This is a genomic window from Rhodococcus cerastii, assembly GCF_033042195.1.
Taxonomy (GTDB): Bacteria; Actinomycetota; Actinomycetes; order Mycobacteriales; family Mycobacteriaceae; genus Rhodococcoides.
Window position 1 is genome coordinate 18,929 of sequence record NZ_JAWLKF010000002.1, and the last position, 12,627, is coordinate 31,555.

Genomic DNA, 12,627 nt, shown 5'->3' on the forward strand with positions numbered 1-12,627 from the left:
TTACCATACCCCCCTACGGTATGCAACGAGATGTGCCGCACCGGTGCTACGGCATGACCCTGGGCACTGACCGGAACACCGCCCTCGGATGCGGGAGCGGCACCCAGAATCGAACGTCGCACCAGAGCCTGCATCGGCGGGCGTCCTCGACTCCGGCTACTACGAACGCGGATTACGCGCGCGCAGAGATGCCCACAATCTTCTCGATGATGTCGCTTCCGTCCTTGCCGACGTCGAATCTCGTGCGGACAGAGTGTTCTTTGGGTGATGATCATCGTCATCGCCATACTGGCCACGATCATGCTCTTCGTATACGAGCGTTCGGCCATCACACCGGTAGTCGGTACGCAGGCAATCCATTCGGCGTTCTGTCGTGGCTGCGCTCGGCGTCGCTGCACTGACCGTACTGGCGTTCGACCTCGGGATGGGTGGCTGGATGCTGCTGCTGTACTACACCGAGACCATGCCACCGGCCACCGACGCTGCGTTCTGGATGCTCATGCAAATCGGTATCGTCCTCGGGGTGGTCACGGGTTACCCCGTCGTCCGTCGCCTCCAACGTCACCGCAACACCCCCGCCTGAGGCGTGGGTGGCCCGCATTCGTGTGAATGCGGGCCACCGGTCGGTGGATAGTCGTGAACGGTGCCGCGTCACACCCTCTGTTCGGCAACCATCGTCGAGGTCTAGGGTGTGGGCAATGCAGGCCACTTCTCGGCGTGCACTGCCGCTAGCCGGTGGCCGGTACCTCGCCGCTTTCGGTCACCGTGGTCTCGGTGGGGGGTGGGGTGAGCCGGTCGGATCGATCGAGCGCATAGAGAGCGGCCACAGATGCCGCCCCGACCAGGGTCAGTATCGCCCAGATCAGTGCACCCAGATGCGCGTCGCTGAGAAGCCCGAAGACGGCTCCTGTACCCAGGTTGCCGAGCAGGATGCCGACCCCGACGATGGTGTTGTAGAACCCGTAATGGGTGGCCACCAGCTTCCCGCCCGACAGGGTCACCACCGTGTCCATCTCGAACGGAAACACCGCGGCGGTGCCGACCGCCAACAGTGCAGCGGTGAACACCAGGGCACCGGCGGCGGCCCACCCGCCCAGCGCGGCCGGGCTCGGCAGCACGATCAGCGGGAGGAACGCCAGCGCCATGATTGCCATACCGACCACCACGCTTCGCCCCGAACCCCACCTGCGGGACAACCAGGACGTGATCCGGAACTGCCCGGCGATCGCGACCACGCCGGAGACCACGAACAACGAGGTCACCAGAGCGGTGTCGGACCTGCCGTTACCGACTACCACCGCAGCCTGCAGCGGCAGCGCAAGATAGATCTGGAACGAAAGCACGTAGGATCCGATCATCGCCAGCGCGAACAGCACGAAGGGTCGGTTGGCCATCACCACCCGCCAGTCCTCGAGTACCGATGTCGTGGCCCCGGTCGTCTCGGCCCGGTGCGCGGGGAGCGTCCAAATCTGCACGATCGTCAGAACAGCAAAAATCGCGGCCGCTGCCAGTGAGGTGACTCGGAAGTCGAGGGTGGTCAGAGCGAGACCGATCAACGGGCCCAGCAGAATCCCGGCCTGATAGAACACGTTGAACACCGCGAACGCCTCGACCCGCCGTGGCCCTGCGTCGGCGGCCAGATACGCCCGCACGGCCGGGTTGAACAGCGCACCGGCGAACCCGGTCGCGGCCGAGGCGAGCAGGATCGCCGGCAGCGATTCCACGGCCGCGAGCAGTACGAAACCGGCAACTCGCAGCAGGCAGCCGGCGACGATCAGGGGTTTGTATCCGAGGCGGTCGGCGAGGGTGCCGCCGAGCAGGAACATCCCTTGCTGGGAGAAGTTCCGCATCCCCAGCACCAGCCCGACCGCCCACGCCGCCAGGCCCAGGGAACCGGCCAGATACCCGGCCAGGTACGGCATCAGCATGTAGAAACCGACGTTGATGGAGAACTGGTTGACCATCAACACCTGGCTGGGCCGGTCGAAGCTACGGAACTTGGTCAGAAAAGTTTTCATCGAACGCTCTCGGTGGGATCGACGACGGTGGGATCGACGACGGTGGCGCACCGCGTCCACGACGTCACAGTCTCATCGGTGGGGTGGGCGATGGTCGTCGGCTCGGTCGGCGGGTCAACGTCGAGCAGGCCGTGCTCGGTGCAGTAGTCGTCGTTGTAGATGGTGTCGAAGTAGCGCTGCGGTCCGTCGGGGAAGACGGCCGCGACCCGGGTCTCCGGCGGGCTGGTGCGAGCGATCCAGCCGGCCGCGAGGGCGACGGCCCCGACGCTCCAGCCGCCGCTGGCGTGGTGCGTCGCCGCCAGGGTGCGGCACGACCACACCGCTTCGTGCGGGGCCACCCAGTGCACCTCGTCGAAGGCGGGATAGTCGATGTTGTCGGGATAGATGCTCGAACCCAACCCGCGCATGAGCCGAGTGCTGGCGGGTTGCCCGAAGATCGTCGATCCGATGGTGTCGACACCGACCAGTTTCAGGTCGGGGCAGAACTGCCGGAGCACCCGGGCCACCCCGGCGGAGTGCCCTCCGGTGCCCACCGAGCAAACCAAGGTGTCGACGCGTCCGAGCTGGGCGATGAGTTCGTGAGCGAGCGACTCGTACGCCTCGACATTGTCCGGGTTGGTGTACTGATCCGGGCACCACGACCCTGGATGTGTATCGAGGAGCTCACGGACCTTCTCACGCCGGGCCTGCTGCCAGCCGCCGTCGGGGTGCGGTGTGGTGACCAGTTCGACGCGGGCACCGTACGCGGCGAGCATCCGGTGCACGATCGGTTCCAGTCCCGGGTCGGTGACGAGGGTGACGGGGTGGTGATGGGTGATCCCGGCCAGGGCCAAACCCAGGCCGAGGGTGCCGCTGGTGGATTCGATGATCATCGAACCGGGAGCGAGGTCGCCGCGGGCCTTTGCTTTCTCGACCATGTGCAGCGCGGGGCGGTCTTTCATCCCACCGGGATTGCTGCCTTCGAGTTTCGCCCAGAAACCGCGGCCGGAGTCCGCGAACGGTTCACCGATCCACAGAACAGGAGTGTTGCCGACCATCGTGCTCGGTTCCGGGCAGTTCTTGGCGGTCGCCAACATGTGGCCGGCGGAGGACGGTGGCACGAGTGTGGAGCGAACAGCACAGTTCATGAGTAATCCCTGTATGTGACCTGCGAGGGCGCAGTAAGTGAGTGATGGGCAGCACGAACTGGGCCATGAGAAGAGGAGTCCTCGGATGGCCCGCGGGCTGCTGATCAGCACCTGTTGATACAGAGTTCGTTCAAGACGGTTCGGCCGTGCCGGATCGGAATGGGTAGATCCGGTGGGGCTCGCGAAATGCGCGGGGCAGACATCGCCACCAACACCACATCGAAGGCCATCGCGGCGACCGCGGCGATGGTCGATGGGCGGGGCGGGTTGTCGGATCGGGGCATTGCGATGACGGTGTTCGTATCGTGCGCCATGTGGGGCGATCCGACGTCGATGTGCGCGTGGTTCGGGGAGAGTTCCGCGGCGGCCTGAGACGAGGACGAAACGATGTGTACGCCGTCGCTGTGATGGTCCTGTTCCCAGGCGATGCCGCATTGAGCGATGGTGTGAGCCAACAAATACAGGACAGCGGCGACTGCGATAACCGTCCGCAGGCGCGGCGGGCCCAGCACAGAGATTCTCACAACGCCTCGACGGTAGCAGCCGGAAACTGGGTTGGCCCAAACCCATTCAGGGTGCCCCTGATGTGCCGCCGCCGAATCGGGCGGTCACACCGCCCGCCCGCAGGCACCACATGTTTCTGGTCACGTCGAACACGGCCAGGACGATCGGGGCGGTGATCATGATGGCCGCCAGAGCAGATGCACCCGCATATGTCGGCGTGCTGCGGCGCGGTAGAAGCCAGTCTCCATCCCGGGGTCCAGCACGCATCTTGTGCGAGCCGAGGGTGGTCCGTGCACCGGTCGATGCCCGGCCACGAAGGGCACCGCGAAGAAGAAAGGGCACAGCGAAGGTGCGCGGTCGATATCCCGGGGTATGCATCGACGTCGCAGAGGCGCGGTGTCGGCGGGGGAGCCGGTCCGGGCTCACCGCTGTTACTACTATCGTGCATAGTAGCAACCGAGGGTGGTCAGGTGGCGCTATGCCGTACATGAGAAAAGAGCCATGCAGGCATGCTCGATATCGAGTCCAGCGCAACAACAATGAACCGTCACCGACGAACCCGACGTCGTGCGTTCACCGCGATAGCAGGCAGGTCATCGTCCGCGGTATCTGCTGGTGTGCTGTTGTACGCGGGCTTTCCACCTCGGTCGCTGTGGTTCCTCGCGCCGCTGGGTATCGGGGTTCTTGTTCTCGTCATCCGCGGCCGTTCTATCCGGGCGGCATTCTTCTATGGGTATCTGTCGGGGCTTGCGTTCTTTCTGCCCCTTCTGCCCTGGGTGGGCGTCTACGTCGGCGCCCCGCCGTGGCTGGCGCTCGCGGCGATCCAAGCGATAGCAGTGGCACTGTTCTGCGCTGCAGCGGCCGCAGTGTCCGGGTTGCGCTTCGAAGCGCTGTGGATCGCCGCGATCTGGACCGCCACCGAAGGTCTGCGCGCACGGATTCCGTTCGGGGGATTTCCGTGGGGGAGATTAGCTTTCGCCCAAGCAGACGGCCCTCTGCTCTCGCTTGCCGCGTTCGCCGGTGCGCCCGGTGTATCTTTCGCAGTCGCAGTGATCGGCGCGGCACTGGCAAGTGTGGTCCGCCAGGTACGCTCGCCGACGTCGCGATTCGCAGTCGGATCGGTGGCCACTGTAGTGATCGTGCCAGCTCTGGCTTTCGCGCTCACTCCCGCTGGCGACGCAGGCGCAGCGCGTGCGACGGTCGCCGTTGTGCAAGGCAACGTTCCGCGGTTGGGTCTGGACTTCAACTCGCAACGTCGAGCAGTTCTCGACAATCACATCGAGCGAACAAGGCAACTCGGGGACGACATCACCGTCGGCAGTGTGCCCGCTCCCGACCTGGTGATCTGGCCGGAGAATGCATCCGATATCGATCCGCTGCGCAATGCCGACGCCACTGCCGGGATCGACGCTGCAGCGCGGTCGGTCGGGGTGCCGATTCTGGTCGGTGCGGTCCTTGGCAACGACGACGGCACCTCGACGAATACCTCGATCGTGTGGGATCCGGTACTCGGACCGGGGGAGCGACACGACAAACGCAAACTTGTTCCTTTCGGAGAGTATCTCCCGATGCGATCTGTGATGACGGCGTTGTCCTCGTACGCCTCGCAGGCCGGTAACTTCGTTCCCGGGTCGGGCGACGGTGTCGTCGATATCGCCGGAATTCCGACGGCCGTCGCCACGTGTTACGAGGTCGCGTTCGATGACCTGGTCACTGAGTCCGTGCGTGCGGGGGCGCAGCTGATCACGGTCCCCACCAACAATGCGACGTTCGGGCGCACCGACATGACCTACCAGCAGTTGGCGATGTCGCGGCTGCGGGCGGTCGAGCACAACAGGACTGTTCTCGTTGCGGCGACCAGTGGGGTCAGTGCCGTCATCGACCCACAGGGGAAGGTCGCAGATCGTTCGGGCTTGTTCACTGCGCAGACGTTGGTCGCTGATGTTGCCCTGGAAACGAGATCGACGTGGGCGACAAAGCTGGGACCGCTTCCGGAGTACGCCGCGGTCGTTCTTGCTGTCGTGGGGTGTGCTCTCGCATGGAGAAGGCAGCGTTCGCCGGCCGATGGTCTCCGACCGTCGACGTCCGGTGCTACCGCGCTGTGAGGCACGAAACCACTGCGGGGGACATCGAACTACTAACCATGATAGTAATTACCCCACTCGTCGTGTATCTTTTCGTTATCGCGTCGTGATCCGTTCGATACATCAGTGAGGTGCGCACGTCGATGATTACGCCTCGCTCCATTCGATTTCCGAGGACTCTGCTGTGGCACAACACCGTATGACCCGCATGACCGACCGACGTCGACAGTTGATGGACTGTGACGTGCAGGGAGTGGCGGTGACGCCGAGAGGGCGGCATCGCGCTCGGGCGCGCGCCACCGAGCGCCGCGGCAGTGTCGCTGTCGGTATTGCGGTGGCAGCGGGCGCTCTGGTCACGGCGGGTGCCCAATATGCGAGTCCCGCACAGGCGCAGGCAGTCCCCGTGCACGAAGCGACACCGATGCAGGACCCGGTGGCCGAATACTTGCCTCAGATCCTCGCCATACCGGAGATCTCCAATATCAACGATGCGATCGAGCAGTTGGCGAAGGGACAACGAAGGGCAGAGGAGAGCGCTGCGCGTGATGCAGCGGCGCTGCGACCACTCGTCGTTCGTCCGGTCGCCGGGACCCTGACCTCGGATTTCGGTCCACGATGGGGGACTACGCACACCGGGCTCGACATCGCCAACGCTATCGGAACTCCCGTCTACGCGGCAGCCGACGCTACCGTGCTCGACTCCGGTCCTGCAGACGGATTCGGCCTCTGGGTACGTCTTCAACATGACGATGGAACGACAACGGTCTACGGGCACATCGATCAAACCTTGGTGACAGTGGGGCAACGAGTACAAGCCGGTGAGCAGATCGCCACCGTCGGCAATCGTGGCCAATCGACCGGGCCTCACCTGCATTTCGAGGTCGTCGACGCGGCGGGGAGCAAGGTCGATCCTCAGGAGTGGCTCGCCTCTCGGGGTGTCGCGCTGTCCGACGCGGCTGTTCGGTCGTAGGCCCCCGTTTCACCTCTCGGGCTCGCAGTAGGTACGGCGAACTTACCGGAATGCGGGCGATCGTACTGCGCTCCCGCTGAACATGTCGAGGCACCGAGGGTTCAGGTCTGATGGTGAAAACGAGACCGCAGAGACGCATCCGAAGTCAGTGCAACAGTGCGGAATTCGTTCCCATCGGCGGGCCGTGCGGTCGAGGCTCGGCTACGAGTCACGATCCGAACCGGTGATGGTGGCTCCGCGTTCCGCGAGCCAGGGTCTGGGGTCGACCTTGTTGCCGGCGGGTGTGTCGACCTCGAAGTGCAGATGTGGACCGGTGGAGATACCCCGGTTTCCTACCGTCGCAATTTCTTCACCAGCAGTGACGCGTTGACCTACGGTCACGAGGTTGTCGTTGTTGTGCCCGTAGGTCGTTACGGTGCCGTCATCGTGGCGTATACGCACCCAGAGTCCGAAGCCCTGGGCCGGTCCCGCGCTGATCACCTCGCCGTCCGCAACGGCGACGATCGGTGTACCGGTGGAGTTGGCGATGTCGATTCCTTGATGGGCGCGGCCGTCGCCGAAGGTCGAGGTCAACGTTCCTGTTGTCGGCGCACGATACTTTCCGTTGCTCGACCCTGTTGTGCCGGTAGGGGATTGCGGGGCGGCCGACGAATGATCGCCCGCCTCGGGTGTCGTGGTTTCGGGTGTCGTTGTTTCAGATGACGTGCCGGGTGCCGACGTTTCAGGCACAGTGGCGTCGGGTTCGAGCGCGGGCAGTTCGGGCGTCGCCGAGTCGGCCGACTCGGCGGCCGACTCGGGGTCCTGAGTGTCCTGGGTGCCTTGGGCGGTCGGTTGTTCGGTCGAGGGCTCGGCGTTCGACCTGCCGGGTGGGACCGCCGCATGTGCGCGCGACGAGGTGTGCGGGGTGGCCGGATCGTGGGGAGTCTCGGCGGCCGCGAGTGTGGATGCAAGTGTGGCGACGTCCATCGACGACACCAGTCGGGGGAGAACTGTGGGGTCGATGTCGTCGATCGGCGCGAGACAGGGGATCAGTCGCGAAAGGGCTCCCGTTGGTCCGTCAGCTGTATCGGTTGGCTCCGATCGTGCCCACGAGGCAGGAGACGATGCGGCTCTGTGGGCCGGCCAGGTCGTCGAGAGCACCGTTGGCGCGAATCTCGCGTAGTGCGCCGACGACGAGATCGAGGACCTCCTGTTGGACGTGCGGGTCCGATTGGGCCTGCGCGGGGAAGGCAGGCGGCGGCGCAGCCGGATCGGCGTCCGGGGCTGCAGACGCCGTGGGTGCCAGCGCGAGGATGCCTCCCACGAACGCGGTACCGACGAGGATGCGAGTACCCCACCGAGTTCGGTGCGCCATGTACGAGGACGAGGGTAGAGGTCTCATGTCGGTGGTCCTCCTGGACGGCAACTGCATACCTGGCAGTAATTCAGGTCGCCTTCGAGTCAAGGCGACACGCCGCATCACTATTACACTCTTTCCGCACAAGCACCATCAGTCACAGTGAATTACATCGGTAACATTCGCACCCTGCGACCCATTTCGATCGTCGGGTTGTTTCTCGGGAGCCGGGGTTCATGTACGTAATATCTTCTGCGCCAGAAGGACTCGGCGTCGCTGGACGGCCTTCATCGTGCGCCTCGATGGGGGCGGTCGTCTTCGGCGAACGGCCGGAGAGCTGTGTGCTGGCACTGTGAGGCCCGAGGGTGAAGGGGGCCGCGAAAGCGTTGACGGCGTGCAGGATCCACGTTGCTACTATCGAAGATAGTAGATCGTGTAGTATGACGCTGACAGACCGGAAGACATCGTCGAGGTGAACGAGACAGAGGTGCAGGGTGCAGCGGGTGACGACACGCTGGTCCCTACTTGCGATCATCGTCATCGTGACAGTTGTTGGAGCGCTGGCATTGTGGTCTCGAGATCCCTCGACCCAGTCGGTGGGGTCCGCAGGATCGGCACCTCACGTCGAGGACGAGGATCTCCCGTCGGCAGTGATCGCTACCCGTGCTGCCCTCGAGCCGTGCCCGACCTCGTCGCCGGTTCCGTCCCCCGTAACTGGCGAGCTCGTCGGTACGTCCGCACGATGCTTGGGAACGTCGGACTTATCCGATCTGGGGACCTCCCTGGCTGGGCAACCCACATTGCTCAATGTCTGGGCGTCGTGGTGCGGTCCGTGTAGACAGGAGATTCCGGTTCTGGCCCAGTACGCCGCAGAACCGGATGCGGTTCGGGTCGTCGGTCTCAACGTCCAAGACGATGCCGATGCGGCATTGAGCCTGCTCACCGAGCTGGGAGTGCACTATCCCTCGTTCGATCAGGCCGACGCGGCGTTGCAGACACTTGACGCGCCCCCTGTCCTGCCCCTGAGTTTCTTGGTCCAGAGCGATGGAACGATCGAGCGCATCACCTCGACGCCGGTGTTCTACGACCCGAGTCAGGTGCGGGAGGCGGTAACAGCGCTTGTGCGCTGATCTCAGCACGAGCACGAGCACGAGCACCAGCACCAGCAACGCGGCGAGGATCGAACGCCCGCCGGCGGACGGACTTCTACAGAATTGGGAGATGTGTATGACCGGGCAGCGGGCAGGTGCGTTCTCGCTCACGCGCCGCAACTTTCTCGCGCTGAGCGCGGCCGGAACGAGTGCCGTCGTGTTGGGGGCATGCGGCAATGGCTCGTCCGCAACAGCAGTCGTCGGACCGGACTCCGATGTGGTGGGACAGGCCGAGGACGCGCGCCGCTCGGCTACCGGCAGACAAGTCGATATTTCCTTGAGTGCTCAGCCCAGCACGATCGACCTCGGCGGAGTGCAGGTACAGACCTGGACTTTCGGCGACAGACTCCCCGGTGCCGAGATTCGCCTGAGCCGAGGTGATGTGTTGCGCGCACAGCTCGACAACCGCCTCGAGCAGGAGACGACGATCCATTGGCACGGAATCGCCTTGCGCAACGACATGGACGGAGTGCCGGGCCTGACTCAGCCGGCTGTGGCTTCCGGTGACTCGTTCGGCTACGACTTCACCGTGCCCGACGCGGGCACGTACTTCTTTCACCCTCACGTCGGTACCCAACTCGACAGAGGACTGTATGCACCGCTGATCGTCGAGGACCCCGCCGACGGCTCGGACTACGACCTCGAAGCCGTCCTGGTCCTGGACGACTGGCTCGACGGGGTAGCCGGCGACCCCGATCGAGAACTCGAACGGCTGCGCAGCGAGGGCATGTCGATGGGCGGCATGTCGATGAGCGCGCCCACCGCCCAGTCGCCTCTCGGTGGCGACACCGGCGACGTGAGCTACCCGTACTACCTGATCAACGGCAAGATCGCCGCCGACCCCATCGTGCTCGGCGGACGGCCGGGCCAGCGGCTGCGCCTGCGCATCATCAACGCAGCTGCCGACACGGCCTTCCGTTTCGCAGTGGGGGGGCATCCTCTCACTGTTACTCACAGCGACGGATTTCCGGTTCAGCCCGAGCAGGCGCAATGCTTGTTGATAGGGATGGGAGAGCGTTACGACGCAATCATCACCTTGCAGGACGGGGCGTTTCCGATTGTCGCCGCCGCGGAAGGTAAGGACGGGAGCGGGTTCGCTGTGTTGCGTACCGGGCCAGGCGCCGCGCCGCAGTCCTCAGTCCGGCCTGCCGAACTCTCTGCAGCCCCGGTGATGGCTGATCAACTGATGTCGCTCGATACGGTCCGCTTGTCCGCACGCGAGCCGGATCGCACGTACGACATCGCTCTCGGGATGGAGATGGGCGGGTACACCTGGACGCTCAACGGTGAGACGTACGAGCAGCACACCCCCCTCGACGTTCGCGAAGGCGAAAGAGTACGACTTCGCTTCGTCAACGCCACCACGATGTTTCATCCCATGCATCTGCACGGACACACCTTCGAGGTTGTCAACGGTGCCGGATCAGGCCCCCGGAAGGACACCTCGCTGGTCTTGCCGAACCAAACTGTCGAAGTCGACTTCGACACCGACAATCCCGGCCAGTGGCTTCTGCACTGCCACAACCTCTATCACGGGGAAGCGGGAATGATGACATCGGTGTCCTACCTGGCGTGAGCCTACGGCCGCATTCGTATTCGAGGCATGCAAACCTCTCGGACCAGGGTGCTCGCTACCGAAGGATCACGTAGCTGGCTCGTTCGACGGGATAGAGTGAACACGCGCCTAGGAGGCACTCATGCAGGGTTTGGGAGAGCTCGAAGCTCTGGTGATGGACGTGGTGTGGAATACCAGCGCCGCAGTCCGGGTTCGTGATGTCATCGATCAACTCGAGGACGGTCGAGAACCGGCGTACACCACGATTCAGACGGTGCTCGACAATTTGCACCGTAAAGGCTGGGTACACCGACAACGCAACGGACGGGCATATTGGTACGAAGCCACCCGAAGCAGGGAAGAAGCCGCCTCCGACGCCTTGCGAATACTTCTCGAATCGACCGGCGACCCGACGAGCGTGCTGCTGCACTTCGCCCGCGGCGCTTCCGATGACGAATCGAAGGTGCTCACCCGCGGTCTGAAAGAGCGTCAGAGGTGACTGCCGTACTCCTGTGGGCCCTCGGTGGGCTGTTGGTTGCGGCTGCCGCGCCATTGCTGATGAGGTCGATGATCGACAGAGGTATCGATGCGCACGTCACGCTCTTGACGTGGTCGGCGCTCGTTGTGGGCACCTTGGTCAGCATTGCGGTACCGGTCGTGCTCAGTGCGATCCCCAGTCATGGGGGCGTGACGACCCTGGTCGACATCGCACACCAATGCTGGCTCGCCCTTCAGGGCGACATACCTGCCCGCGTCGAGGCCATCGTCGGGGTTGTCGGGATTGCGATGTTGGGCTGCGGCGCAGTCCGCTGGATCGTCCACCTGAGGCGCGCAGTGTGTGAGCGACGGCGAGTGTACGAGCGGCACATCGATCTGCTGCGCATCATCGCTGGAGGCGTCGGGTTTTCCGGTTCGAATCAACCCGCGTCGACCTTGTGGCTTCCGTTGGACAGTCCTCTCGCGTACAGCGTCGCGGGACGACCGGCGATGGTCGTGGCCAGCGAGGGGCTGCGTACGCAGTTGACGCCTGCTGAAGTCGAGGCGGTCCTCGCACACGAACGTGCACACATCGATGGCCGGCATCATCTGCTCGTAGGCATTGCCGAGTCGGTGGCCTATGCGTTTCCGTGGCTACCGATCATGCGAGCGTCACCTTCGCTCGTGCGCGCTCTGGTCGAACTCGACGCGGACGCCCGCGCAGCCCGCTCGCACGGACGAGACCCCGTGCGGCGCGCTCTGACTTCGCTGCGCCCGCACCCTGTTCCTCTGCCCGCCCTCGGTATGGTTTCCGATGCCACCGTTGTGCGGCTCGATCGTCTCGCCGTGGACCGAGTGATCCCGCATGCTCCCCTCCGGTGGGCGCGGGCGTTCGTAGCGTGCACCGCCGTTGCCCTGCCTGCGTTACCAGTAGTGGCCCTGCTGGGGGCCATGACGTTGGCATCCTGCGCGGTGGGATGAAATGCCCCGCGCGGCACTACAGATCACGGGAGCGAGTCCGCAATACTCGCCCCTCGGCTTTCGGCTGCGGGAAGCGATCATCATGAGACCGACGAGCGCGAGGACCATCGCCATCGGATAGCCGACCGCGAGATCCTGCCATCCGGCGCTCGGAAGAAACCGAAGCTGCCCGAGATGAATTACGACGTGGGTCGCACCGATCACGACACCCGCCATCAGGACCACCCAACCCCGACCTTGACGGCGGCGCTCACGCTTGTACGCCTCGGTGTAGGGGCCGCCCGCGTCTTCCGACGACCGGCCGTCTCGTTCTTCGCCTGACATCGCGCGCTGCCAGCACGTCCATACGTTGTCGATCGTGAGCGAGTCGGCCGACGGAGCCGAACCACCGCCGAGGAGAAGGCAACCTGGGGCGAGGGCACGC

General features: G+C 64.5%; 12 protein-coding genes. 7 read left to right on the forward strand and 5 right to left on the reverse strand.

From position 1 onward, the window contains the following. Window positions 1-358 precede the first annotated feature (358 nt). A complete protein-coding gene (locus tag R3P93_RS04340) occupies window positions 359-583 on the forward strand; it encodes a DUF4396 domain-containing protein (RefSeq protein ID WP_094648397.1) in 225 nt (74 codons plus the stop codon). A gap of 145 nt (window positions 584-728) precedes the next feature. Here R3P93_RS04340 and R3P93_RS04345 read toward each other — a convergent pair whose 3' ends face one another. From R3P93_RS04345 to lpqS, 3 genes are all read right to left on the reverse strand, one after another. Continuing rightward, the gene (locus tag R3P93_RS04345) at window positions 729-2,018 is read right to left on the reverse strand and encodes an MFS transporter (RefSeq protein WP_032375707.1); all 1,290 of its coding nucleotides are present in this window, start codon (window positions 2,016-2,018) and stop codon (window positions 729-731) included. After that, complete coding sequence (locus R3P93_RS04350) at window positions 2,015-3,145, reverse strand: PLP-dependent cysteine synthase family protein (RefSeq protein WP_394855253.1); 1,131 nt, start codon at window positions 3,143-3,145, stop codon at window positions 2,015-2,017. The genes R3P93_RS04345 and R3P93_RS04350 overlap by 4 nt, the downstream gene beginning before the upstream one ends. Before the next feature lie 104 nt (window positions 3,146-3,249). Further along, complete coding sequence (lpqS, locus tag R3P93_RS04355) at window positions 3,250-3,669, reverse strand: putative copper homeostasis (lipo)protein LpqS (protein ID WP_255182256.1); 420 nt, start codon at window positions 3,667-3,669, stop codon at window positions 3,250-3,252. A 519-nt stretch (window positions 3,670-4,188) separates the two neighbouring features. Between lpqS and lnt the strand changes: the two genes are divergently transcribed. Together lnt and R3P93_RS04365 are read left to right on the forward strand one after the other, a co-directional pair. Next, a complete protein-coding gene (lnt, locus tag R3P93_RS04360; protein WP_094642697.1) occupies window positions 4,189-5,754 on the forward strand; it encodes an apolipoprotein N-acyltransferase in 1,566 nt (521 codons plus the stop codon). Window positions 5,755-5,917: 163 nt separating this feature from the next. Next, the gene (locus tag R3P93_RS04365) at window positions 5,918-6,703 is read left to right on the forward strand and encodes a M23 family metallopeptidase (RefSeq protein WP_243597146.1); all 786 of its coding nucleotides are present in this window, start codon (window positions 5,918-5,920) and stop codon (window positions 6,701-6,703) included. Between the two features lie 201 nt (window positions 6,704-6,904). On the opposite strand, the gene R3P93_RS04370 is transcribed toward R3P93_RS04365, so the two are convergent. Together R3P93_RS04370 and R3P93_RS04375 are read right to left on the reverse strand one after the other, a co-directional pair. Next, a complete protein-coding gene (locus R3P93_RS04370) occupies window positions 6,905-7,669 on the reverse strand; it encodes a M23 family metallopeptidase (protein ID WP_094648452.1) in 765 nt (254 codons plus the stop codon). A 91-nt stretch (window positions 7,670-7,760) separates the two neighbouring features. Next, window positions 7,761-8,084: a hypothetical protein gene (locus R3P93_RS04375; RefSeq protein ID WP_149408140.1), complete on the reverse strand. Its 324-nt coding sequence runs from the start codon at window positions 8,082-8,084 to the stop codon at window positions 7,761-7,763. 458 nt (window positions 8,085-8,542) lie between these two features. Here R3P93_RS04375 and R3P93_RS04380 point away from each other — a divergent pair, with 458 nt between their 5' ends. The 4 genes from R3P93_RS04380 to R3P93_RS04395 all read left to right on the forward strand — a co-directional run bounded on the left by R3P93_RS04380 (window position 8,543) and on the right by R3P93_RS04395 (window position 12,203). Next, complete coding sequence (locus R3P93_RS04380) at window positions 8,543-9,169, forward strand: TlpA family protein disulfide reductase (protein ID WP_032375710.1); 627 nt, start codon at window positions 8,543-8,545, stop codon at window positions 9,167-9,169. Between the two features lie 97 nt (window positions 9,170-9,266). Beyond that, window positions 9,267-10,766 carry a multicopper oxidase family protein gene (locus R3P93_RS04385; RefSeq protein ID WP_317532489.1) on the forward strand — a complete coding sequence of 500 codons (1,500 nt, stop codon included), beginning with the start codon at window positions 9,267-9,269 and terminating at the stop codon, window positions 10,764-10,766. Window positions 10,767-10,887: 121 nt separating this feature from the next. Continuing rightward, on the forward strand, window positions 10,888-11,244 hold the full coding sequence (locus R3P93_RS04390) for a BlaI/MecI/CopY family transcriptional regulator (RefSeq protein ID WP_032375711.1): 357 nt from the start codon (window positions 10,888-10,890) through the stop codon (window positions 11,242-11,244). Next, the gene (locus R3P93_RS04395; protein WP_032375712.1) at window positions 11,241-12,203 is read left to right on the forward strand and encodes a M56 family metallopeptidase; all 963 of its coding nucleotides are present in this window, start codon (window positions 11,241-11,243) and stop codon (window positions 12,201-12,203) included. Before R3P93_RS04390 ends, R3P93_RS04395 begins: the two co-directional genes overlap by 4 nt. Window positions 12,204-12,627: the final 424 nt, after the last annotated feature.